The organism is Streptomyces sp. GbtcB7, from assembly GCF_019091445.1.
Taxonomy (GTDB): Bacteria; Actinomycetota; Actinomycetes; order Streptomycetales; family Streptomycetaceae; genus Streptomyces; species Streptomyces mirabilis.
In genome coordinates, this window is sequence record NZ_JAGXJM010000061.1 from 19,558 (window position 1) to 43,204 (window position 23,647).

Genomic DNA, 23,647 nt, shown 5'->3' on the forward strand with positions numbered 1-23,647 from the left:
GCTCCGGCCAACCCCGACTGCTTGCTCCTCACTGCTTACAGAAGGTCACTGTCATGAAGAATGAGCGGGAATTCTTTTCACCGGACGCCATGCAGTGGCGCTCCGGGCCGCAGCCCGGGACCGCCGAGAGGATTCTGAGCAGGGACGAGGCTGATCCGGAGGTGCTGACCCGACTGGTGCGCTGGGAGCCCGGCCTCGACACCTCGCTCTCCGGCGTGATCCGGCACGAGTGGGTCGAAGAGGTCTATCTGCTCGAAGGCGACCTGCACGACCTGACCCTGGATCAGACCTTCGGCGCCGGACACTTCGCCGCCCGGCCCCCGGGCATGGAACACGGCCCGTACCGGACAACCGGAGGCTGCGTCATGTTGGAGATCCGCTACCGGCCGTAGAGCGCGTGCCGAGTTCCGGTCTTCAGCGGAGGCTACGGAGCCAGATCTTCGCGCCACGTAGGCGGAGTGCGGCGAGGTAGGTGGTCGGGGGCTTGTCGTAGCGGGTGCTCACAGATTCCGCGTCACTCCTTGATCTTTTCGATGGTCGTCTGCCGATCTGGGTTCGCAACCTGTCCCATCGGTTGGTGCTCCTGCAGCGACCTGACGAGCCGGCGCTCATGCGTGAGGCCGCCGAGCACCTGTGGCTGCACGACCGGACTGGGATCGCATCGCAGCAGACCTGACGCGGCGGGCAGACGCCCTGGAGCCCTGCTGAGTCGGGACGCGATATCCATGACGCGAGCCAGAGGCGGATCGACGCCAGGGTGACCGTGACCTGGAAGATGTTTCCGCACCAGCGCGGCTGGGGGAACGGCTGAGGCCCTTCTTGCCGGTGAGCAACGGTCGGTGCGGACGGTGGCGTGATCACCGGCAGATGATCGACGGGATCCTGCACCGGGTACGGACCGGCGTTCAGTGGCCTGACTTGCCGGAGCGGTTCGGACCGTGGAAGACGGTCTACGAGCGCCACCGGATTTGGTCAGCGGACGGTACCTCGGAACGTCTTCTGCAGCAGGTTCAGGCCGCGGCCGGCGCCCGGTCCGAGCCGCCACCCACGCAGGTCGCTTTAAAGGGGGGACGAGAGACCAGATCACCGGAACAAGACTCCGTGGCAGAGCCTGGACCGCCGCCTGGTGGAGATGGTGCGGGAGGTGAGGGCCTGGGTCGCTCACGCGGCGGCTTCACCAGCAAGATCCATCTGGGTGCTGACGGGCGCTCTCGCTGAGTTCCACGCCTTGGCCCGGGCAGGCCCCGTAAGAAGCCCGACAGTGTTGCAGCGGACAGGGCGTACAGCAACGGCGCCTGCCGCGAGTATCTGCGGTTGCCGGGGCATCCAGCATACGATTCCGAAGAAGTCCCGACAGCCAGGCGGCTCGCCTGCGCAAGGGCTCACGAGGCGGACGGCCACCGGGCTTCGCGAGGAGCGGCACAAGAAGCGCAACACGTCGAACGGGCCATCAACAGGCTCAAGAACTCCCGGGCCGTTGCGACGCGGTATGACAAGCGCGGCTACATCTTTCTGGGCACGGTGACCGCAGCATCGCTGGATATCTGGTCGCGGTCATGACCGCTCGACGGCCTGAAGCTACTTACCGGCGCGGCGGTGGAGCCACGTGCGGTACCAGGAGCGAAGCGCTTGACCCTCACGTGGCGTCATGCCGCATTGTCGGTGGCGTGGAGGAACACCTGACCGTGGGGCGCGTGGCCGAGCTGGCCGGCGGGAGCGTCCGCACATTGCATCACTACGACGAGATCGGCCTCGTGCAGCCATCCGCGCGGACCTCGGCCGGATACCGGGCCTACTCGGCGGGCGACGTGGAGCGACTGCGGGAGGTGCTCGACTACCGGCGGCTGGGCTTCGGATTGCGCGAAATCGCGGATCTCGTTGACGACGCGGATCGCCGCGAGGATCTGAGATGCGCTCGGGGACGCACGGACGGTACTGAACGTCGGGGCGGGCACCGGCTCCTACGAACCCCCAGACCGCGACGTGACCGCGGTGGAACCGTCGGCGGTCATGCGGGCGCAGCGTCCCGCGAGCGCGGCGCCGTGCGTGGCCGCCGCCGCGGAGAGCCTCCCGTTCGAGGATCAGTCCTTCGACGCCGCGATGGCCTTCAGCACCGTTCATCACTGGCAGGACCCGATCGCCGGGCTGCGCGAGATGCGGCGAGTGGCCCGGCGCGTGGTGGTGTTCACATACGACGCCAGTGACACCGGCCGTCGTTCAGCGAATTCTTGCGAGGAACCCCGGGCGTTTACGCTCGGGAGGAATCGCATCCCCGTGGTTGCGGCGCGGAGCGCCGCAGTATCACTGTGTCTGTTCGGCCGCGGAGCGGCCGGATGCCTTCTCCGGCGGAGCAGGGTGGTGTGAAGGCATGGCCGGTCGGTTCGCTCAATGTGATGAACGGACCCGAACGTGCGGTGGTGTCTCGCACGGGTGCCTACGATCGGTGATCGTGAAGCTGGTCGTGCAGGTGAAACTGCTGCCGACGCCGGTGCAGGCGGCGGCACTTGAGGCGACCCTTCACGCCTGTAACGAGGCCGCGACTTGGGTGAGTGGGATCGCTTTCGAGCGTGAGGAGTTCAAGAACTTCGCCTTGCGCAAGCAGGTCTACGGCGAGGTCAAGTCCCGCTGGGGCCTGGGCGCGCAGGCCGCCCAGCACGTCATCAAGAAGACGTGCGACGCGTACGCCACGCTGAAGGCGAACCTGCGGGCCGGAAATCTGGGCCGCTCCGGCTCGCGCCGCTACCGCCGGGCCGCCGAGAAGCCGATCGCCTTCCGCCCGCAGGGCGCGCAGCCCTACGACGACCGCATGCTGTCCTGGCAGATCCCGGACCGGACGGTGTCCATCTGGACCACCAGCGGCCGGGTCAAGAACGTGGCCGTCACCGCCTCGCCGGAGCAACTGGCCACGCTGGCCCTGTACCGCAAGGGCGAGTCGGACCTGCTGGAGCGGGACGGCATGTGGTTCCTCAACGCCACCTGCGAGGTCCCTGAAGCGCCGCTCAACACCGATCCGGTGGACTTCCTCGGCATCGACCTGGGCATCGTGAACATCGCCACCACCTCGGACGGCGAGATCATGGCCGGACGCGAGCTCAACCGCACCCGCCCGCGCGAGCGCAGCCTGCGGGCCAAGCTGCAGCAGAAGAACACCCCGTCCGCCAAGCGGCGCCTGAAGAAACGGCGGCACAAGGAGGCGCGGCGGGCACGGGACATCAACCACATGATCGCCAAGCATGTGGTGGCCGAGGCTGGGGGTACTGGTCGCGGAATCGCCCTGGAAGACCTGACAGGGATCCGCGAACGGGTACGGCTTCACAAGCCTGGGGGTACCTCCCACGCCCTTAAGGCAGTGAGGGAGGGCCACCCACTCCTCCTGGGCCTTCGCCCAGCTGGGGGCATTCATCGGATACAAGGCCCGCCGAGCAGGAGTGCCGGTAGTGCATGTCGATCCGGCGTACACCTCACGAACCTGCGCCGAATGCGACCACGTAGACAAAGCGAACCGGGTCTCACAGGCCTGGTTCGCATGCCGGAACTGCGGATTCGTTGATCACGCAGACCGCAACGGCTCCCGCAACATCCGCGCCCGCGCATGGGAGTTGTGGCGACGCGGAGCCCCGTCAACGGCCCCCGCCCCACCCCGGAAACACCCGGATAGGGCTGGACGCAAACGCAGCATCACACCCAGTGATGCCCGTTGTGCAAACCCGTCGCTTTAGCGCCGGGTAGCTGACAGGTTCTGGCTCACCCGCGACTACCTGCCTGAATGCGCCGACCTTCTCGTCGGCCGGCCTTCACTGGCCGACCTGACCCGCGCGATCGAGGGCCGCGCGGAGCCGGTGCTCATCCCATGGGACTGCGCTGACGGCTTCTTCGAGGCCTACTGGCGCCGGCCCGAGGCGTACCTGGACGAACATGTGCGCCGCGCGGTATCGGTATGGACCAGAGTCGGGCCGGAGGCCGAGCAACGGGCGGTAAACAGGCTTCGGGACGACCTTTCCTCGGGGCGGTGGGCCGAGCGCAACCGCGACCTCGTCGCCCTCGACGCGGCAGAGCTCGGCCTCCGCCTTCTCGTAGCATGAACCATCGTGTGTGAGAACGCCGCAAGGAGCTGACCCGCCGGAATCAGTAGACGTTGCCGCGGCGACGCTTGGTCTCGAAGGCGCGCTCGACCTGGGGCCCTCGCCATACGGGTCGAGCATGGACAGGTCGGTCCAGGCCAGCAGCTGCATCAGGGCGCCCTCGGAGCGCGCTACGTCTACCTCGGTACGGACACCGCCGCCGCGCTGGTCATCCGGCTCCGCACATGATCGGCCGGACAGCTCCTAGCTGCTCGGCATTGGTGGCCCGGGCGAAGCACAGGACGGTGCCGCGGCTGATGTGGAGTCCACGGGCGATGGCTCACAGGCTGTCGCCGCGTTCGATGCGTTCGTGGATCTGCTGGTAGCGCTCGCGGGTGCGGGCGACCAGGGCCTGCGGCCGTCCGTGCACGTCGAGTTCACCCAGGGCGGTGGGGGGTGTCCGCCGGCGGGCGGGTGTCGTCCTGGTCGGTCCGGACCGTGGGGGGGTTCACGCAGTGCGGCGCGGTGTCGTCCGACGACGCGCCCGACGGCCTCGGCGAGGTTGTGCAGCAGATGCCAGGCCTGGGTCACTTGCCGGGCCTGTGGTGCACCGGCGCGGTCGCGGGAGACGTTCCGCACCTCGGGGTGCTCGCGCAGCCAGGCGGCGGAGGTGTGCGCGGTGCGGTCGGCGAGGACGTCGATGGGGTGGTGAGTGTTCGTGTCCACGAGGATCGTTGCGTAGGTACGACCCCGGCGCACCGCGAACTCGTCGACGCCCAGATACGGGATGGACTCCGGTAGCGGGACGGGCAGTGCGCGAAGGAGGTGGAGCAGGGGGCCTTGCAGGTGGTGACGGCCATGCGCCCGCACAGATTGGCTCCGGCACTTCCACCCAGAAACAGGGCAATGTAAGTGAGTTGGGCGGCGAGGACAAAACGTGCGGCGTGAGTGTCGACGCGTCAGATCCGGAATTTGCTCGGCGCCAGACACCGCTGGTCGTAGCAGTGCACGCGTGTGGACCTCCGTACGTATCCCGGACAGGCGGCCGCCGCGCCGAGGAGCGCACAACAAGTCGGACCTCGGTGTCCCCTAGAGCCACCTCTTCGACCTCCGCCCCACCCCCCCGGAAGAAGAAGGTCGGCAAGGCGAACTGCATCCACCACGCCAGGTGATGCCCGCAAGCTCTTGATCGTCATGCACCCCAAAATCAGCGACAGGGCCCGCGAAGTGGGCCAGACCCGTTCAACAGCCCCAGCATGGTGTTCTGCTGTGGGCCTGTTCATAAAGGTTCTATGCATTTCGGACGTACTGAAGCCGCCCCGGGTAACGGTGCGAACTGGCCCCTGGGATGCGGTTGTTGTCGCGACCGGGCCTCCGCATGATGGATGCCGCATGCCGTGAATCGACGCTGCCCATCGCCTCTCCCTGATGGGGCCCAGCCGTGCTCCATGTCGCGATATAGCGTTAGTCTTCTACTCGCGCCGCTGCCTGCGTCGCGCGGAGACGTTCGACAGGACCAGGACGGAAGCATGTCGGGAGAGATTTCGCCCACCGGGAAGCACTCCGGATCCAGCTCGTCGCCCGAGCTGCGAGCCTCACATGCCGACCGGGACCGAGTAGTAGATGTGCTGCGTATCGCGGCAGGGGACGGTCGGCTGACCGCGGACGAGTTGGACGAGCGCCTGGAAGCTGCCCTGTCGGCGCGGACTCTGAGCGAACTGACGACGCTCACCGCTGACCTGCCGCCCGTATCGGCTACGGTCGGCGGGACTGGAGCAGAGGTCAAGGACATGGTTCGGATCGAACAGGTCCACAGCGGCGCAGTCGGGCGCGTGGGGCGCTGGGTGGTACCGCGGAGGCTGGAGCTCGCGGTGACGTACTGCAAGGTGACGCTTGACTTCACTGAGGCAGTGATCACGCACGACACCTTGCGGATCGACGTGGGCATGACGGGGAAGACGCTGACGCTGGTCACGAGGCCGGGCATCGTGGTCGATACTGATGGTCTGCAGCTGGTGCACAGCAGGGTCAAGTACCGTCAGACTCCGACGGATCCTGATACGCCGGTCACTCTGCGAGTGGAGCTGGTCGGTCAGAAGGCCCACGGCCGCGTGGTGGTGCGGCCCCCGCGTCGGACGTTCGGGCAGTGGCTGCTGCGCAGGCCCACGTCCTTGTCCGCAGGCGCTTGACTCCATCGGTGCGACCGCTGCCGAAGTGAGCCTGGTCAGCTCGACTGCTTGATCTGGTTGGCTTTGATGCGGGCGAGCCTGTAGGACTCGGTTTCAGTCGCGCTCAAGGCGGCGCTGAAGGTGGGCCTGTCGACGATCGCCGCGCAAAGCCGCGGGTCGGTGAAGGTGCGGCTCCAGCCCGTGAAAGCCTCGTTGGATGTGACCGCGATGCTGTTCTTTTCCTCACGCCCAGTGAGAACTTGGAAGAGCATCTCCGCGCCGCGGCAGTCCAGTTCGAGATAGCCGAGTTCGTCTATTTCGAGAACGCCGATGCGTCCCGCAGCGGGCGATGGTCTTGCCCAGCTGCTTATCGTCGGCGGCTTCGACCGGCTCGTTTACCAGGGACGCCGCGATCGCGGCCCCAGCCACCGCGCCGGGAGGGAAAGTGCCTTGGCCTGCCGCATCACGGGGATTCTGCGACAGGCCAAGGAGGTCGCAACCCCAACGCCCAACCCCGCGCCCCCTGGGAGGCTCGGGCGCTGTGCTCATACGCCTGCCGGTCAGGTGTCTTCGGGACGGAACCCGTCGACACCGGCCTCGACTTGGGTCGGGTGTGGGAGCGACGTACTCGGCGACTGCCCCGCGGGCCCAAGCCGTCACGTCGGGGGCGCGGCTCGCCTCGATCTCCGGCGCGAGCTGCTCGTCGGCGATGCGCTCGGCTCGGCCTGGGCAGACAGCAGGTGCCGACGGCGAGGTCGTCCACAGCGTGGCGGAGCGTCATGCGCTGGGGGCGCCCGCAGATAGGGTCCGGTGGGCAGTGCTCAGGACGCGGGAGATGGTGGCCTGCCCGACGTCCAGGAGCGTGCGGTACTTCTCCCCGCCTTGGGCTCCCCGCCTTGGGCCGGGCGGGCTGCTGCTTGGGCACGGGTGAAGCCGCCTCGCTCAGCCGGCGCGGCCACCAGGGCCTCCTCCTCGGCGCGGCGCGCGGCGCCGCTCACCTCAGTGCGCTCCTTGATATGGCGTTCCTCCATGCCGGATGGCGGGGTCAGGGTGTGTGGGTGGGCCAAGGGATGTCAGTGGCGACCGCGGCGGTGTAGTCGATGCCCGGTACGGAGAATCCGTACAGGCGTCGGACTTCGGCGCGGAACCAGGCAAGGTCGGCGAGGTCGGCGATGGTGTTGGTGGTGGCGGCCTCCCAACGTTCGGCGACGGCCGCCTGGACGTCGTCAGCGAGTTCCCAGCTGTCCAGGCGGACCCGGCCTTCGTCATCCAGAGTGAGCGGGGCAGCACCAGTGAGCTGGTCCCAGAGGGCGGCGAGCTGGCGTACCGGCGGGACCATGTCCTCGCCAAGGACGCCGCGCAGCAGACCCGTGTACAGAGCGATGCCGGGGATGGCGGTGGAGGACTGGGTGACGGCGGCGCCGTTGACGGAGGTCACGGCCCGCCCGCCCACCGTTTTCTCGAGCAGCTCGTTCAGGGTGCGGGCGGTGGCCTCCAAGTGGGCCTTGGCCGCGCCGATGGTGCCCTGCCGGTAGATCGCCGCTGTCAGTGGCGAGCCGATGTACGACAGCGCGGCGGTAGCGAAGCCGTCGCCGAGCAGGTCCCGTCGGGCGAGGTGGTCGACCCAGCGTTCCCAGTCCGCGCCGCCCATCACGGCCACGGTCTGCTCGACATCATCGCCCTCGGCCGGCCCGGTCTCGACCTCGCGGACCTCGGGAATGCCCTGGTCGTCGAATAGAAGGGTCTTGGTGCGGTTCGCCTGGCCGATCGGCTTGAGGACGGAGGCGTACGTGGTGCCGGTGTCGGGGTCGGTGCGCCGGGGCGCGGCCACCGAGTAGATCAGGTAGTCCAGCCTGCCGCCGAATCTCTGCTCGATGAGGTCGGCGACCTGGTTCTTCATCGTGTCGGAGAACGCGTCGCCGTTGAGGAAGACCAGATCCCGCCCCGCGGTGCGGGCGATGTCGGCGGTGGCGGCGGTGCGGTACCAACCGGCTGTAGCGGTACGCCGTTCAGTGGGGGCCTTCTCGAAGGAGACCATGATGCCGCGGATGCCGGCGCGCTTGAGTCCGGCGAGAGTGGCCGCCAGGCCGTATCCGGCCGAGGAGCCGATAATCAGAGCCACTGGCCCGGCACTCTCCGGCACGCCGGCAGGGGCGGGGCATGCCTGCCACATGTCGGCCACCAACTGCTCGCAGCCCGCCGGGTGGGAGTCGAGGAAGAGGAAGCCCCGGTTGCGGGGGGTGACAACGCGCTCGCTCACGATTGCAGTCCTTGGTTCGGCTGGAACAAAGACACGGCGACCAGCCGGGCCACCGCTCTCTGCAAGTCTGCGACAGGACGGACACGGACAGAGGCCCCGCCAGAGACAATGATCACGAGCCGGTCTTGGAGTGTTTCCACCACTTCCAGCAGAGCAGTAACTGCGGCCAGGCTCGGCATTGCCGCCCAACACTTCACCTACACCCTCCGCTGATCCGCCACTGGGCCGGACGACAGGGGACAGGGAGGCAGGGCGCTGCCGCCGCTACGAAGCGGGGCCGCAGCGCGGCAGATGGGGTATTTCCGTCCTCCAGGGATGCGGATGATGACGACGAGACAGGCTGCCGCCGCCCGCACAGCGCTACGAGCGCAAAGCCGAGCACTTCCTGGCCTTCGTCGGCATCGCCAGCTCCCTCATCTGCTACCGCCGCTACACCAACTGAGCCGATCTTTTATTGGTTTGCCGCAGGCCAGCCCGGTCGGATAGGAAGCTTGCATGCTAAAGGGCAGCAAGGTCGGGCTGAGGGCCCGGTACGAGGACGACATCCCAATCCTGCGGGCCGAGCTCTACGACGACGTGGTCAACGGCTCGCGGGCCGAAGGCCGGCCGTGGCGGCCGATCACGCCAGGTTCGAAGGATTCGCGGCTCGTAGTGGACGACAAGGAGCAGGGGCTCGTCCCGTTCTCCGTGGTGGAGCTGGACGGCGGCACGCTGGTCGGTACCGCGACGCTGTGGGGCATCGACAATCACAACCGGTCCGCGCACATCGGGTTGGGGCTGCTGCCGTCCTCGCGCGGCAAGGGCTACGGCACCGACGTGGTCGCGGTGCTGTGCCACTACGGTTTCGTCGTGCGCGGCCTGCAGCGGCTGCAGATCGAGACGCTGTCGGACAACGACGCGATGCTGCGCTCCGCCGAGCGCAATGGCTTCGTCCGCGAGGGCGTGCTGCGGTCCTCGGCCTGGGTGCTGGGCGAGTTCCTGGACGAGGTGCTGCTCGGACTCCTCGTCCAGGACTGGAAGCCGGACTCGAAGGGCTAGCTGCCGCCCGACGGTCAAGGGCGGGCCGCGGAGCCGACACGGACGGTCGAGAGCCAGGACGAGCCGATCGCTCTGTCGCTCCACGCCCTTGGGCACTCCGTCCGCGAGAGCGCCGACTGTCTCGGCATCACGCCGACCGCAGTGCCGGTCGGCGTGATGCCGGGTTGTACAAAGCGGAGTCCCGGCGGGGCCGGTGCCCGTCAGCTTTGGGTGACGTCCTCGGATGTTGCGCGGGCGAGGGTGTCCGCCACCGTTGTGCATGCGAGCCGGGTCACGGAGCGCAGCTCGGCGTCCGAGGCGCCGGCACGGCTCAGTACGGCCAGCGACTGGTTGACAGCGACGACGAACGTGGCGAGCTCGTCGAGCGTTCGGCTGTCGGCCGAGGAGTCCGCCAGTGCCGCATGTACCCGTTGGCGCTGTATGTCGAGCAGGCCACGCACCTGCACGCTGTTCTCCTCCTTCAGCGTCAGTGACTGCGCGGCGGACTGGGCGATGAGGCACCCCACGGGGACCGACGGGTCGGCGATACGGCCCAGGATGACGTCGAAGAATGCCTCGACCGCGCGCACCGGATCACCGGGATGCGCCGCGAGCGCCTGCTCATACTGCGCGCCGTAGATCGACGCATAGCGGTCGAGGCACTTGCCGAACAGGGCGTCCTTGTTGCCGAAGGCGCCGTAGAGGGAGCCGCGGCCGAGGCCGGTGGCCGAACCGAGGGCATCGAGTGAGGCGTCCGCGTACCCGCGTTGCCAGAACACCCGCATGGCCTGGTCCAGAGCCGCGCCGATATCGAACTGCTTTCGGCCGGACACAGCGTCCACCTCCTCCTTCACGTCCCTGTCACGTCTCTGCTGTGAGCCTACTCCCATCTTGGATCGATCGGTCGAGTCATCTTTGACCGATCGATCCAAGATGGTTAACGTGAGGGTCCTGGTTCTCGCACTCGAAAGGCCGCACGATGATCGACGACATCGCGTCAGACGTCCGCACACAGGCCGTTCCGTCCGCCGACGGGCGTCGGGCGCGCGCCGGGTTCTGGCTCGTGGCCGCGGTGTACACCGTGGTCATGCTGGGTGGGACGCTGCCGATTCCGCTGTATGCGCTCTGGGCGCCGCAGATGGGCTTCGGGCCCTTCACCACAACGCTGGTCTTCGCCGTCTACGCCTTGGGGACGGTGCTCGCGCTGATGGTGTTCGCGTCGCTGTCCGACCGTGTGGGCCGCCGCCCCCTCCTGGCTGCCGCTGTACTCGCCGCGGCCACGAGCACAGCGCTGTTCCTCCTGGCCGACGATGTCGGAACCCTGCTGGCGGCACGGTTCCTGTGCGGGCTGGGTACCGGTGTCTTCACCGCCACGGCGACCGCGGCGCTGGGTGAGCTCGCCGGAGCCGAGCACACCAGGCGGGTGTCGACCGTCTCCACGGCGGCGAACATGGGCGGGCTGGGGCTGGGCACCGTTGTCGCCGGCCTGTTCGCGCAATACGGGGCGAACCCCACGCACCTGGTGTTCTGGGTCTACCTCGCCAGCCTGGTCCCAGCGCTCCTGGCCGTCATCGTCACCCCGGAGACGGTCACGGCCAGGCAGCGCCCTGCGATGTCGGTGCGCCGCCCGACCATTCCCGACGGGCGGGCAGCACGGACCGAGTTCCTGCGGGCCGCCACGGCCGTTCTCGCCGCGTTCGCGGTCAGCGGACTGTTCTCGTCGTTGGTGCCTTCCTTCCTCCGTGAACAGTTGCACGTCCACAACGTCGCAGCTGTCGGCGCAGATGTCGGGCTGCTGTTCATCGTCGCCCTGATCGCGCAGGTGGCCGCCCCGGCGCGGTGGATCTCCGGGCGCCGGCCGGCTCCGGCATTCCTCGTAGCGGGCGTCGCGGTGTTCGAGGCCGGGCTGTGGGCACGGTCACTGCCGACGTTCGCCGCCGGAACGCTTCTGGCGGGTACAGGCATCGGCCTGGCCTTCCGCCGCGGTGTCGGGGTCGCCCAGCGGCTCGCCGACCGGCGGCGCAGGGCGGATCTGCTCTCCACGTACTTCCTGTTCGCCTACACCGGCACGATCGTGCCTACGCTGGCCCTGGGACTCCTCGACCAGACCATCAACCAGGACGTCGCCACCCTGATCCTGGCCGTCGCCGTCGTTGCGACGACCCTCGCGAGCGCACTCAGCCGCCCCACCACCGCCATTGCCTGAGCAACCGCCGGGCTGAGTGGCTCCGCCCCTCTCCTGCCTGCTCCATGAAACCCCGTCAAGTCCCGCGACAAAGGACTGGCGTAGTGCAGCCACCGCGTACCCGAGTAGCTCTGCGTCCTCCGCTCTCCAATGGCGGGCTCCGGCTGGATACCTCAGGCGAGTCCGGCGAGTCGGGCGAGTCCATAATGGCGCCGAACACCATAAACATGCGATTTGTGAGTTTTTGGGATTCGGCAACAAGGGTGGAGTACGCCTCTCGCTGGTGCTGCAGACATACGGCATCCACGGGGCCGCGGTGGGCGCTGCGGGCCTGCGCGCGTCAGGCCGTCGGGACGCGGATCTCGAGCACCATGCTCGCCACTCGCGTCACGTTCACCGCGCTCGTGGGCCTCGCCCTCGGCCGGCACACCGAACCAACACACCCAACACCGATGGAGGAAAACGATGACTGACCCTGCAATCACCGCCCGCGTCTGCGACAACCCGGTCCGCGACCTGCCACTGCACGACCTGGCCGGCTTCACCCACCGCTGGGTCGATGCGGGCGGCGTCCGACTTCATGCGGTCGAGGGCGGTCAGCCGAACGGCCCAGCCGTCGTGCTGCTCGCTGGATTCCCGCAGACCTGGTGGGCATGGCGAAAGGTGATGCCCGACCTGGCCGACCGATTCCACGTCATCGCGATCGACCTGCCAGGCCAGGGCCACTCCGAACGCCCGCACGGCAGCTACGACACGCACACCGTCGCCGCGTACGTCCACGCCGCGGTGGAAGCGCTCGGAGTTTCGACATACTGGCTGGCCGCCCACGACATCGGCGCGTGGGTCGCCTTCTCCCTCGCCTTGAAGTACCAGAGCCAGCTGCAGGGCGTCGCACTCCTGGACGCCGGAATCCCCGGCATCACACTCCCCGACACCATCCCGACCGACCCCGAGGTGGCGTGGAAGACTTGGCACTTCGCATTCCATCTCGTGCCCGACCTGCCCGAGACACTGCTCACAGGCCGCGAACGCGAGTACGTCGGCTGGTTCCTGAAGGCCAAAACCCTCTCCCCCGACACCTTTGACGACGCCGAGATCGAGCAGTACGCCGCGGCCATCGCCGCTGACGGCGGACTCCGCGCTTCCCTGGCCTACTACCGAGACGCCGCTGAATCGGCGCGAAAGAACCATGAGGCCCTTGAACAACAGCACCTGACAGTGCCGGTTCTCGGGATTTCCAGCAGCCACGGCTCCATCCCCGACATGGCAGCTTCCCTCAGGCCGTGGGCCGACAACGCGACCGGGGTCGTCGTGCCGGACGCAGGACACTTCATCCCGGACGAACAACCCGACGCGGTCGCTGCCGCCCTAGCCGACTTCATCACTCAAGGCGACTGACACCGGCCAACCCCCGCTGCCAGGTGACCTGCCCGTTCCGGCTCACCACGAACTCACCGAACGTGACTCTCACTCCCGAGCGGGAGGAGCGACGACACATCCGGCGTCGGCGATCCGGCGTCGGCGCAGGCTGCGACTGAAAGCCGCTCGCCTCGGACGCTCCAGGGGCGGGTTGACCAGCAAGGTCCACCCCGCCGCCGACCGCAAATGCCGCCCCCCGGCGTTCGTCCTGACCCCGGGTAGGCCGCAGACAGCCCGCAGTTCATGCCCGTACGCAAGATGATCGCAACCCTCGGATCGGCAAACCACGTTCCCAGTGCCTCTGCCGAAGGGGGTGGCCGAAAGGGAAACGCTCATGGCAAACGCAGATCGCATCGACGTCCACACCCACGTGGTGCCGCCGTTCTGGGGCGAGACATTGCCGAGTCATGGTGGAGACCCGTCGGGTTGGACCACCCCGAAATGGAGCCCAGAGGCACACCTGAAGTTCATGGACGACAACCAGATCGCCACCAGCATCCTGTCGCTCACCGCTCCCAGCGTCGTCGGCTGGCAGGGTCAGGAGCGCCGGGATATGGCCCGCAGGGTCAACGAGTACGTGGCAGACCTGGTCACCAGCCATCCGGGGCGTTTCGGCAACTTCGCCACCGTCCCACTGCCGGACGTCGAAGGCGCCATGTCCGAGGCCGAACACGCCCTGGACGAGATCGGCGCCGACGGCGTCGTGCTCCTGAGCAACTACGAGGGTGTCTACCTCGGAGACGCCAAGTACGCACCGCTCTGGGACGCGCTGAACAGGCGGTCCGCCATCGTCTTCATCCATCCCGGCCACCCCCTCATCCCACTTCTCGCGGACGTGCCCGGCCCGCTCGTCGACTATCCGTTCGACACCACCCGCAATGCTGTGCAGATGGTTTTCAGCGGGGTTCTGGACGAGTACCCCAACGTGAAGATCATCCTCGCTCACGCAGGCGGGTTCGTACCCTACGCGGCGCTCAGGTTCTGTGAACTGCAGCCCGCCCTCGACCCCGAAGGACCCACCACAGAGCAACTGCTCGCCAAGTTCAAGCTCTTCTACTGGGACACGGCACTGTCGTCCGGACCCGACGCATTCCCCAGCCTCCTGGCCTTCGCGGACCACAAACGCATCCTCTTCGGCAGCGACTTTCCCTACGCCCCCGCGCCGGTCGCGACGAAGTTCACCGAAATCCTCGACACGCAGTCCGGTCTCACTGACGGACAGAAAGCCGCCGTCAACAACGGCAACGCCAAGAGGATCTTGAAGCGACTCGCCTGACGGCGCGGTGGTCGGCTGACGACGACCACTCACAGTCAAGCCGCAGCATCCGCAACGACAACATGCGTACGGCAGGGTTGTCCGGGTGGATTCGTGTTCCGGCTGCAATCCCAGACAGCCCGTAGTCGGCGCCGGCACCCGCGCCGGGGAATGACGACGGACTGCCCGCTTCGCCTGCGCCGGGTCAGCGGGCGAGGCAGGAAAAGAGGGCTTCGGCGCTGGGACCTCCGCCGAGAGGGTGCCGCCGCCGGAGACGGAGGTGACCGCGTCCAGGCAGCCAGTGCGCAGCACGGCCCCTTTCAGCATGCCGATGAGAGGCACGACGCCTCACCGGTGCTGCACCTCGCCCTTGATCCTGCGGAGATTGCGCGGCTCGGGCTGGGCCTCGGCCGGCGTCAGCCGGATCGCGCCGGACTTCCGCTCGGCGATGTCCAGCCAGCTCAGCTTGGGCATCTGGCCGTTCAGTAGCGTCAGTTCGGTGGTCATCTGCTCGCGCAGGTCGTCAATAAAGACGGCCGCGTCCAGCGGCTTGCGCAGCTCGCGGTAGTTCTCCTCACGGCGCTCGGCGAAGTCCTGGGGAAGGTCCTCGTCCGGGTTGCGCCACTTGTCGGCGCCGACGACCCAGATCTCCTTGCACTTGAGCGGGTCGCGCAGGGCCTGGAAGGCGACGACTTCGTAGACCATTCGCACCACCCGGCGCCGGCCTCGCTTGTCGGTGCGGTGGACGACCTCGGCCCAGTCCCCGCCCATCGCCTTGTGCACCGGCATCGTCTCGCCCAGGGGGTAGTACGTGGTGTTGCCCGCCGCCGCGTACCGGGCAACCAGCGCCAGCGCCTCGATCACGGGCCGGTGCGTGTGGTTACCGGAGCGGAACTCCAGCACGTCCAGCAGCTTGATCAGCCCGCGCCGGTAGTGGGTTGGTGTACGACGCCTTCAGCGTCGTCCGCACCGTGCGCCGGTAGACCGGGCCGCGGGTCTTGAACTCGTGCACCAGCTCCCGCAGCGTCTGCTCGCCGCCAGACACCGCCGGGTAGACGCCCTCGCGGACCGTGCTCTCCGGTTCGGTGAGCGACGCCTCGGCGAGCTTGAAGAGGATGTTCTCCTTGCCCGACACCTTCTTGAACGCGTTGACCAGCTGCTCGGTGACCTTCTTCTCCGCCCGCGCTCCGATCCGGTGCAGCGTGGAGATGAACAGCTCCACCAGCGTGTCCGTGATCTCCCGCTCATGCAGCAGCGCGGCCAGCAACGTCACCCGCAGGGGCAGCGGGTGCGTCCGCAGGTGGGAGGGCGACTCCACCGCGGCCCGTGCCCGCCAGTCGGCCACCACCTTCGGCGCGACGTCGGCGAACAGGTCCGGCGGAAATCCGATCGCGCGGACCACGAGCAGCTTGTCGATCTCGGTGAGCATCGACTCCAGGCTCACGTTGCCTGGAGCCTCCTTGATCTTCCCGAGGACTGGCGGGCCGTCGTCGCCCTCACCCGCACCGTCTTCACCGGGTAGGGTGTCGTCCTCCTGGCCAGCGCCGGCGACCAGGGCCACGATCCGCTCGACGCTCTCCGCCATCAGCCGCGCCGAGATCTGCGCCGTCAGCACCTCCTCGGCCGCCCGCAGCGCCGCCGCCACGATCCGGTCGCACCGCCCCGGAGTGGGCAGCTCGATGCTCTCCGTGCGGCAGCGGGCCAGCAGCTCAACCCGTACCTGCACCGGCCGCCGCTCCTTGCACACGACGTGCTCGGCGAGCCAGGCCGTCAGCTTGTCCGCGTCCGCGACGCTGCACTCGCGGAAACCCAAGTGCCCGCGGATCTGCGCACGGTGGTACTCGATCGTCCGGCCGGTCCACTCGTACGTCGCCGGCTCAGAGGCGGGTACCTGCACATGCCGGGCTACGAACTCCACCGACTCGCCCGGCAACTCGAAGCGGCCCCGGGGAAACCGGCCGTGTTGCGTGTAGAACTTCAGCAACACGGCGAAGCCCAACCGCGTCGCACCGCGCTTGCCAGACACGAGCACACGCTCATCCTTCAACAGCGCCCAGTGCTCGACCAGTTCATCCTCCGGACTCACCCACACGGGTGCGGCCCTCGCAAGATCACCACCGTTTGCGGCTGGTGACAGGGTTCTTACCGGCACGTCGGCCGTGGGTTCAGCGTGACTGAGGTGCTTTCACCGGGAACCCACGGCGTTTTCGGCAGGCAGGCATGAAAGTGCGGTGGGTCCGTTGCCGCTGATTCGGCAGGTCCTTCACCACTGGGCTCACTCGGCGCGCTGTCCGACACAGAGGACGCTCAGGTAACGGCGTGATGCCCGGTCGCCCATCCGCGTGCGGATGCGCTCGGCGATTGCGTCGAGCAGGGGCTCACGGACGTCGCGGTCGAGCCTCCGGTATAGCGACAACGAGCGAAGGTGATCGGCAAAGCCGTCCCCGTTGAACCACTGAACGGTTGGGTACCAGCGCACGATCGTTGGGCCGAACAATCCGCCGGGATCGTCGACCAGGCCCCAGCCCTCGTCGGTGGTGCGCACGTCGTCCTCCAGCGGAGGATGACCCCAGTCGGGGTTCCCGGGGCAGAACCGCTCGTGGAGATCGGCGGTCTCGGCGTACACCTCCGGCTCTCCCGGCCGGCGGACAACGACGTGGCCGAGCAGCGCCATCCAGCCTCCGGGATAGAGCACGTCGTGCGCTCGCTGCCAGCCGATCGACAGGTCGACCCAGTGCCACGACGACGCAGCCACGAGAGCATCGAAGCGTCGGCCGCGGTCGTCCCACTCCTCGAACGTCGACGTCTCGACTGCGACGTTACGGAAGGAGCTGATCCGGTGGCGAGCGAGTGCAGCCATTTCCAGGCCCGGCTCGATGGCGGTCACTGAGCATCCAAGCGCTGCCAGGGAGCGCGTCGCCTGACCGGTACCGCAGCCCACCTCAAGGACCGACGACTTATCGTCCATGCCGGTGACGGCGACAAGGTCCGCGAACAGCTCGTCGGGGTATCCCGGCCGGACTCGGTCGTAGAGCTCCGGCACCTCGTTGAACACCCGGCCGAGGTCGTGTGGATTCGGGCGCATCTTCGGAGCATCAGTCACGAGTGCACAAGCTATGAGGTTCGTCCACGGGGACGCCACTGGTTTAACGGCAGCTCCTCGACAGCAGCCGTGCCGGTCTTTCCTGTCTGCTCCGCCAGCATCGTTCGGTCGGGCATCCCTTTGCGGGCAGCCGTCAAGAGCGCCCGCTCTCCCTTCCGACCGCACCTCGGTGGACTCCCGTCTGGTCGTCGAGCAGGTTCTGGGCGATGGCCGCGTAGCAGCTCGCGGCGGTGTGGGACAGGTTGAAGACCAGGGCGAGATGCAGTGGGTCGGCGCCGACGGTCAGTGCCTCGTGAAGTACCCGGTCGCCGCGGATGCGTTCGAGGTAAACGCCCTGGTGCAGCAGGTGCCGTTTAAGGTATTCGGGGCTGACGGGCCCGGTTCCCAGGGCTGTCTTCGCGTTGATCAGGACGTGCCGGTTAGGGGTCTTTGGCCAGGTGGCCCGGCGCTGGTCGAGCCAGGCCAGCAGGGTCTGGTGGGTCAGTTCGCCGAGCCGTTGGCCGTGTCCGGCGATGGTGATCCGGCGGTTGGGCAGGTCTAGGCCGTCCAAGGTGAGGCGTCGGATGGCCGTAGCGCGGGCGGCGTGGACGGCGGCCAGGGCGACGATCAGCCGTTGCGCCGGGGTGACGGCGACCCGCTGGACGGCGAGGACCTCGGCGTTGGTCATCGGCAGCAAGTTGCGCTGGATGTCTTCGGTTTTCAGGCGGGCGGTGGGGTTGGCGAAGATCAGGCCGCGCTTCTTGGCGAAGCGGAACAGTGAGCGCAGTGCGGCGATGGCGTTGCGCCGCTGCCATCCGCGCAGGGGTGACAGCGCGGCCGTGACGTCGGTGACGGTGACCTCGCGCAGGTGCCCACGGGTCGTCGCCCAGTTCTCCAGCAGGGGGCGGACGCCGCCGAAGTAGACGTAGACGCAGGTGTGGGACCGGGGCTTGGCACGGCTGTCGCCGTCGAGCAGGACCAGCAGCCAGGCGCGGACGTCGCTGGCGAAGCCGGCGGGCAGCTTGGCGGTGCGGTTCTCGATCCAGGAACGGACCGCCAACACGCTGTCGTCTTCCAACAGCTCCAGGTCGATGAGGACCTCGGCCACCCGAAGGCTGGAAGCGTGTCGCGGTATTCGCGCACGGACTTCGGTGAGCTTCACGGGCTTGCCGGGCGGGCATTCGCCCAGCACCACCGTCAGGCCGTCCATAGCGCACTGCACGAGTGACGGCGACCATCCATTGGCCTCGCCAAGCTGCCTGGCGTGGGCTGCGGCCGACCGCAGCACAGGGTTGTCCGAGGTGAGGGCGGGGTGCTCCCAGCGCGGCGGGGGTGGGACGCCCGCCTTGCGCCGGTAGTAGGAGCCCAGGCCCCGGCACTTGTTGTCACAGTACGCCCGGTCGCGCCGAGACCCTTCGGGCAGCGGCTTGCCACAGTACACGCAGGTCATCGCGGTGGCAGAGACCTGCCGGTGCGAGGACGCGGGGCGACGGCGCGCGGCTGGCCCACCACGGTGGCTTGCGAGTCCGCCGCTGGCTCCGGGGCCGGCACTCGCTCCGGCTCGGGCAGCAGCAGTTCCTCGACTCCGCATCCGAGCACGGCGCAGATGACGTCCAGCTCGTCGAGCTTGACGGTGTTCGGTTGGCCGGACCACAGGCCTGACATCTTCCCCGCGCTGATCACCACGCCGCGTGCGGCGAGCATCCGCTGGAGTTCGTTGGCCTTCCAGATGCCGCGGTTGGCGGCCGCCAGGCGAAGGTTCCACTTCACTGGGCCAGTCCTTTCCATCGGTCGGTGGCGCGCTGCTGTCCGGCGACCCAGGCGTCTTCGACATGGGTGCCGTGGACGTGGATATACCGGGCCGTGGTGCCGGTCCAGGTATGTCCGAGTAGTTCCTGGATCGCGAACAGGGTCATGCTGGCGAGGTAGAGCTGGGAGGCGCAGAAGTGCCGCAGCACGTGCGGGGTGAGCTTCCCGGCCCAGGTGGGCAGGTGCTGGGCGGCGGCCTCGGCCAGCGACCGGCGGAAGACGTCGGCGGTCGCCCGCGAGCAGGAGCCGTCCCGGTTCTTGCGCTCGGAGGGGAACAGCGGGGCACCGGGCCGGGTGTGGTCGGCGTCGAAGTGGCCCCACACGTCCTCGATGAACCACCGCAGGTTGCGGTCGGCGCCGTTGATCAGCGGCACCAGCCGCGGCTTCGGCCCACGCCTCCGGGAGCCCTTGCCGTGCCGGACGTTGAGCTTGCCGAACCGGCCCAGCTCCCACCGGACGTCGTCCAGGTCGAGCATCCGTGCCTCGTTGATCCGCAGTCCCACGTCCGCCGCCAGCCGGGCCACCGCGTAGTTGCGGGCGGCCGGACCGAACTTGCGGCAGGTCACCAGTTCCTCGCGCCATCCGGCGAACAGCGCCTCGATCTCCGCTTCGCTGGGCGGGATCCGCAGTTGCGGTTCCACCGAGGCCCGCGGCCGGTTCATCTCATCCAGCGGGCACTCGACCACACGGCCGGTGAGATTGTGCAGCTCGACCTTGTGCCGCAGCTCAAGGAACTGGAAGAACACCGCCAGCGCGCCCGCCCGACCGGTCCGGGTCGAGGGCTTGGCGTCGCGGAGCACCTTGCCGAAGTAGACGTCGGCGTCGGCGTCGGCGTCGGCGTCGGCGTCGGCCGGCTCCATCTCCCACAGCGGACGGCCGAACCAGTCCCGGATCAGCTCCAGATGGTTGGTGTCGTTGCGAATCGTGCTGTCGACCAGACCGGCCGAGGCTCGCGCGAGTACGAACCCCGCCAGCACATCGGTCTCGAACTCGGCGAGCTCCTCCTCGCTTACCGGCGCCCGGTACTCACGCAGATCGCGCACTACGGCCAGAGCCAACCCACGCCTCCACGACTTCACCCAGACTGAAGGAATCCCGACAGGGATGAGGTTTGCGCACTACGGACGAGGTTGGGTCAGAACGGCCAGCAGTCACCCGAACGAGGTAACAGGCCCAGGTCCAGGCACTCTCAGTCGTGCCAGGGAGCTGTGGACGAACACGGAACTCGGGGACTATTGCTCACCCGTCTTGCGCTGGGCAGCGGACAGGAACCCCGTGGGCTCCTGGAACGGATCATGACACCACACCAGCGGGACCTTCACCGACGTCAATCTGGAGACGCGCCGCCCCGGCCGGCCGGTACCGCCAATGGCCGGTACCGCCGCGATCGGGGCGGTTGTGCATCTGCCGACCACCGCCATCGAGGAAGGCCGAGACCTGTCCTCGATGAGCGGCATCCTGGCCGACACCGCCTAGCGTCTGCTGCCGGCCTGACGGCCCGGCCTCACTTCAGGTGCCGGCCGAAGAACCGGCCCCCGTCCTCCACCTCGAACCACGGGGTGCCGACGTGCCCGCCCAGATTGGCGTGCAACGTCTTCTCCTTGCTGCCGAAGGCGTCGAAAAGGTCCAGGGCCCGCTGCCGGGGGTTACCTTCGTCGTCCCACTGCAGCAGGAACAGCAGCGGAATGGTGACCTGCCGGGCCTCCTCGCGCTGGGCGCGGGGCACGTAACCCCCGGCGAAGAAACCGGCGGCCGTGATGCGCGGCTCGACCACCGCCAGCCGAATACCGACGGCGGTCCACCCCGAGTACCCGACCGGGCCGCCGATCTCGGGCAGCGAAAGGAGGGCGTCCAGGGTGGTCTGCCATTCTGGGACCGTCTTTTCGACCAGCGGGCCGATGAAGGACTCGAAGATCTCATCGACCGGCTCGCCGGCTTGCATCGCCCGGCGGAGGTCGGTGCGGGCCTGCTCGTCGGCGGCGGAACGGGGCCGGTCACCGCACCCGGGGGCGTCGATGGCGGCCACCGCGTAGCCGTACGCCGCGGAGTGCCGGGCCCGGGCCACCAGCCGGGATTCCCCCTTGGGCAGGCCGTTGTTGTGGGCCATCAGGATCAGCGGAGCCGGTGCGGCGGATTCAGGCGTCCACAGGGTGCCGGGGATCTCGCCGAGGGTGAATTCGCGTTCGAGGACGCCGTCGTCGAGGCGCTGCTCGGAAGTGAAATGCATGGTCATGCCTTTCGGGAGTGCTGTTGAACGGCGCTCCCGGACGACCTATCGCCCGACCGTGACCCCGGAGGAGAGCACCCATGTGAATACGTTCACGGGTACCACCTCCTTGTTCTCTCGCACGGCCTCCGGAAAGGTAGCAGTGGTCGCCGTAGTCCGCCAAAGGGTTTTTGCGGAGGCTCCGGGGGCCGCCGCGAAGGCGGTCACGCACAGCCAGCAAGATCCAACGGATTCACAGCCGCTCGCTTGGCAAGCGCAGAGAACAAGTGCTGCCGGTCTGCTTCCTCCCCGCCGGGCGGGGGTTCGGCCCGGGGGCGGGAGCAGCCGTAGGCGAGGGTGTCGTGGCCGTACGGGTTCAGGCGGCCGCCCACCGCATGGGACGTCCCTCCAGAGCCGACAGTTCCGCTCGGTCCTCCCGGCCGGCGAGCTCTACCAGGCCCTGATTCTCGAGGCTGCTCATGTGCTGCTGGTGCGGCGGGACGAACTCCGTGTCGAGCGTCCAGCCGTGCCCGGCCGCCTGTCCGCGCTCGCACAGCGCCTCCAGCACGGACAGCGCACTTTCCCAACTCCTCATACCAGGCGACGGATTCACGGCCTGGCGGCCAGTGAAGGGGCCGGAGGAAGCGGCAGCCACGACCACTGACACCTCGCGGCAGGCAGGCGATCATGGTCTCGGGAGCGGGATAATTGGCGTAGAGTAGAGGAATCCGACGCGGGGTGGAGCAGCTCGGTAGCTCGCTGGGCTCATAACCCAGAGGTCGCAGGTTCAAATCCTGTCCCCGCTACTGAAACCTGAGGGGCCGGCACGATGTGTCGGCCCCTCAGGCGTGTCCAGCCCCGGGGCACGCGGCGTTGCAGCACGCACGCCGGACCGGCCGAACTGCGCCGTGGGCACGACGGGACGCCGGCGAGTAAGGCCTCGTGCGGGTCCGGCAGCTCGACCCACAGGTTGCGGGGATCGTTGGGGTCGCCCCCGAGCTGGCGGCTGATGAGGGGGTCGTACTCAGCATCGCCCATGAGGCCTGTGTAGCCGTAGGAGGCAGCGTTGAGCTGTTTCTCCTGGCCAGTGCCGGAGGCCGGTGGCCGCATGCCGGAGGTGTAGCCGCCCTCGCGGCAGATCGTGGACGCAAGGTCCGCCTGAGTGGGTTCGTAGGTGAGAACGGAGAGCGAATGTCGATGGGGCCCGGCCTCGATTCTTGATCGAGATGTCCAGAAATGTTGATGGGGACTGGCAGCACCCGACGGTGCTGTACCGGCCGGTGATGTACGCGGCGCGGTCGGGCATCAGGAATGCGACCGTCTCGGCGATCTCCTGCGGCGAGCCGAACCGGCCGAACGGGCCCGCTCGGCCGGCTCGGTTCGCCGCTGTGAGCATCGTGGCCACCCGGTCGCCAGACGCGCCCCAAGTTCTCCGCGTCGGCGTCTCGATGGCCGTCGGTGCCCTGCGGACGGGCGCCGGACGCGTCGGTGAAACGGCTCGTTCCTAAGCGACCGTGAGCACGATCTTGCCTTGGATGTGTCCTCGGGCGGCGCGTTCGTGCGCGGCTCGGGCATCCGCGAGCGCAAACGTGCTGTCGATCGCGACGCGGACCGTGCCCGTGTCGAGCAGGCGTCCCAGTTCGGTGAGCTGCGTACCGTTCGAGCGGACCTGAGTACCCGTGACCGTGACGCCCAGCTTCGCGGTCTCTTCTTCGTCGAATTCGCCGAAGAACACCGGGTACAGGGAGCCGCCGCGCTTGAGCGTGCGCAGGAGGCGGCTGCTGTCGGGGCCGCCGACGGTGTCGAGAACGAGGTCGATGTCGTGCACGACTTCCTCGGGACGGCTCTTGGTGTAGTCGATGAACTGGTCGGCGCCGAGCTCGCGGAGGAACGATTCATGCGCGCCCGATGCCACCGCGATGACCCGTGCACCCTTCCATTTCGCCAGCTGTAGTGCGAAGTGCCCCACGCCGCCGGCGGCGCCGTTGATGAGCACCGTCGTGTCGGCGTCGAGTGCCGTCGGGCGATGCCGTGCCTCCTGGAAGGGCGAGGGGTGATCGTGTCCGACCTCGATCAGGAACTGCCACGCCGTGAGCCCGGCCATGGGTGCCCCGGCGGCGTGCACGTGATCGATGCCGGCCGGCTTGCGTGCGAGGTCCGACGCGGGCGCGGCCACGTACTCGGC

17 protein-coding genes, 1 tRNA gene and 9 pseudogenes are annotated in these 23,647 nt (G+C 68.2%); 13 read left to right on the forward strand and 14 right to left on the reverse strand.

The genetic code is table 11. The features are described from left to right. Positions 1-53 precede the first annotated feature (53 nt). From KVT44_RS51530 to KVT44_RS59385, 5 genes and pseudogenes are all read left to right on the forward strand, one after another. Positions 54-392 carry a cupin domain-containing protein gene (locus KVT44_RS51530; protein ID WP_217575603.1) on the forward strand — a complete coding sequence of 113 codons (339 nt, stop codon included), beginning with the start codon at positions 54-56 and terminating at the stop codon, positions 390-392. 376 nt (positions 393-768) lie between these two features. Further along, positions 769-1,560: pseudogene (locus KVT44_RS51535) on the forward strand (transposase). A gap of 125 nt (positions 1,561-1,685) precedes the next feature. Then, positions 1,686-2,196: pseudogene (locus KVT44_RS51540) on the forward strand (methyltransferase domain-containing protein); the annotation flags it as partial. A 253-nt stretch (positions 2,197-2,449) separates the two neighbouring features. Next, positions 2,450-3,719 (forward strand): annotated as a pseudogene (locus KVT44_RS51545) (RNA-guided endonuclease InsQ/TnpB family protein). A 12-nt stretch (positions 3,720-3,731) separates the two neighbouring features. Continuing rightward, positions 3,732-4,082: pseudogene (locus KVT44_RS59385) on the forward strand (MerR family transcriptional regulator); the annotation flags it as partial. 558 nt (positions 4,083-4,640) lie between these two features. On the opposite strand, the pseudogene KVT44_RS61310 reads toward KVT44_RS59385, so the two are convergent. Beyond that, positions 4,641-5,051: pseudogene (locus tag KVT44_RS61310) on the reverse strand (transposase); the annotation flags it as partial. 539 nt (positions 5,052-5,590) lie between these two features. Here KVT44_RS61310 and KVT44_RS51555 point away from each other — a divergent pair. Continuing rightward, positions 5,591-6,250, forward strand: coding sequence for a DUF1707 domain-containing protein (locus tag KVT44_RS51555; RefSeq protein WP_217575607.1), 660 nt, complete (start codon positions 5,591-5,593; stop codon positions 6,248-6,250). A gap of 35 nt (positions 6,251-6,285) precedes the next feature. Here KVT44_RS51555 and KVT44_RS51560 read toward each other — a convergent pair. Next, positions 6,286-6,643, reverse strand: a pseudogene (locus KVT44_RS51560) (ATP-binding protein); the annotation flags it as partial. A 631-nt stretch (positions 6,644-7,274) separates the two neighbouring features. Next, entirely contained in the window at positions 7,275-8,489 is a 1,215-nt protein-coding gene (gene fabV / locus KVT44_RS51565) for an enoyl-[acyl-carrier-protein] reductase FabV (RefSeq protein WP_217575609.1), read from the reverse strand. A 355-nt stretch (positions 8,490-8,844) separates the two neighbouring features. Between fabV and KVT44_RS51570 the strand changes: the two are divergent. Both KVT44_RS51570 and KVT44_RS51575 read left to right on the forward strand, forming a co-directional pair. After that, positions 8,845-8,931 (forward strand): annotated as a pseudogene (locus KVT44_RS51570) (IS5/IS1182 family transposase); the annotation flags it as partial. Positions 8,932-8,984: 53 nt separating this feature from the next. Next, positions 8,985-9,527 (forward strand): GNAT family N-acetyltransferase, encoded by a 543-nt coding sequence (locus tag KVT44_RS51575; protein ID WP_217575611.1) that lies wholly within the window; start codon positions 8,985-8,987, stop codon positions 9,525-9,527. 200 nt (positions 9,528-9,727) lie between these two features. Here the strand turns inward: KVT44_RS51575 and KVT44_RS51580 are convergent, their stop codons facing one another. Next, complete coding sequence (locus KVT44_RS51580) at positions 9,728-10,339, reverse strand: TetR/AcrR family transcriptional regulator (protein ID WP_217575613.1); 612 nt, start codon at positions 10,337-10,339, stop codon at positions 9,728-9,730. A 146-nt stretch (positions 10,340-10,485) separates the two neighbouring features. Here KVT44_RS51580 and KVT44_RS51585 point away from each other — a divergent pair, with 146 nt between their 5' ends. From KVT44_RS51585 to KVT44_RS51600, 4 genes and pseudogenes are all read left to right on the forward strand, one after another. Next, positions 10,486-11,712, forward strand: coding sequence for an MFS transporter (locus tag KVT44_RS51585; RefSeq protein WP_217575615.1), 1,227 nt, complete (start codon positions 10,486-10,488; stop codon positions 11,710-11,712). A gap of 444 nt (positions 11,713-12,156) precedes the next feature. Beyond that, the gene (locus tag KVT44_RS51590; RefSeq protein WP_217575617.1) at positions 12,157-13,089 is read left to right on the forward strand and encodes an alpha/beta fold hydrolase; all 933 of its coding nucleotides are present in this window, start codon (positions 12,157-12,159) and stop codon (positions 13,087-13,089) included. A gap of 109 nt (positions 13,090-13,198) precedes the next feature. Beyond that, positions 13,199-13,362: pseudogene (locus KVT44_RS51595) on the forward strand (IS5/IS1182 family transposase); the annotation flags it as partial. Positions 13,363-13,444: 82 nt separating this feature from the next. Next, entirely contained in the window at positions 13,445-14,386 is a 942-nt protein-coding gene (locus KVT44_RS51600) for an amidohydrolase family protein (RefSeq protein ID WP_217575618.1), read from the forward strand. A 327-nt stretch (positions 14,387-14,713) separates the two neighbouring features. On the opposite strand, the gene KVT44_RS59395 is transcribed toward KVT44_RS51600, so the two are convergent. From KVT44_RS59395 to KVT44_RS51640, 8 genes are all read right to left on the reverse strand, one after another. Beyond that, positions 14,714-15,268, reverse strand: a complete 555-nt coding sequence (locus KVT44_RS59395) for a hypothetical protein (protein WP_254651043.1) — start codon at positions 15,266-15,268, stop codon at positions 14,714-14,716. Next, positions 15,246-16,517 (reverse strand): DUF4158 domain-containing protein, encoded by a 1,272-nt coding sequence (locus KVT44_RS51610; protein WP_308314376.1) that lies wholly within the window; start codon positions 16,515-16,517, stop codon positions 15,246-15,248. Before KVT44_RS51610 ends, KVT44_RS59395 begins: the two co-directional genes overlap by 23 nt. A 123-nt stretch (positions 16,518-16,640) precedes the next feature. Continuing rightward, positions 16,641-17,468, reverse strand: a complete 828-nt coding sequence (locus KVT44_RS51615; protein ID WP_308314377.1) for a methyltransferase domain-containing protein — start codon at positions 17,466-17,468, stop codon at positions 16,641-16,643. A 133-nt stretch (positions 17,469-17,601) separates the two neighbouring features. After that, positions 17,602-18,888: a hypothetical protein gene (locus tag KVT44_RS51620; protein WP_217575622.1), complete on the reverse strand. Its 1,287-nt coding sequence runs from the start codon at positions 18,886-18,888 to the stop codon at positions 17,602-17,604. Between the two features lie 5 nt (positions 18,889-18,893). Continuing rightward, positions 18,894-19,217 carry a helix-turn-helix transcriptional regulator gene (locus tag KVT44_RS51625; protein ID WP_217575624.1) on the reverse strand — a complete coding sequence of 108 codons (324 nt, stop codon included), beginning with the start codon at positions 19,215-19,217 and terminating at the stop codon, positions 18,894-18,896. Beyond that, positions 19,214-20,314: a site-specific integrase gene (locus KVT44_RS51630; RefSeq protein ID WP_217575626.1), complete on the reverse strand. Its 1,101-nt coding sequence runs from the start codon at positions 20,312-20,314 to the stop codon at positions 19,214-19,216. The genes KVT44_RS51625 and KVT44_RS51630 overlap by 4 nt, the downstream gene beginning before the upstream one ends. 446 nt (positions 20,315-20,760) lie before the next feature. Continuing rightward, on the reverse strand, positions 20,761-21,483 hold the full coding sequence (locus tag KVT44_RS51635) for a dienelactone hydrolase family protein (RefSeq protein WP_217575628.1): 723 nt from the start codon (positions 21,481-21,483) through the stop codon (positions 20,761-20,763). Between the two features lie 355 nt (positions 21,484-21,838). Then, positions 21,839-22,057, reverse strand: coding sequence for a hypothetical protein (locus KVT44_RS51640; protein ID WP_217575630.1), 219 nt, complete (start codon positions 22,055-22,057; stop codon positions 21,839-21,841). Positions 22,058-22,194: 137 nt separating this feature from the next. Between KVT44_RS51640 and KVT44_RS51645 the strand changes: the two genes are divergently transcribed. Then, positions 22,195-22,268, forward strand: a tRNA-Met gene (locus tag KVT44_RS51645). 139 nt (positions 22,269-22,407) lie between these two features. On the opposite strand, the pseudogene KVT44_RS59400 reads toward KVT44_RS51645, so the two are convergent. Continuing rightward, positions 22,408-22,626, reverse strand: a pseudogene (locus KVT44_RS59400) (hypothetical protein); the annotation flags it as partial. 340 nt (positions 22,627-22,966) lie between these two features. Next, positions 22,967-23,647 (reverse strand): NADP-dependent oxidoreductase (locus KVT44_RS51655; protein ID WP_217575632.1); only part of this gene is annotated, 681 nt, incomplete at its 5' end.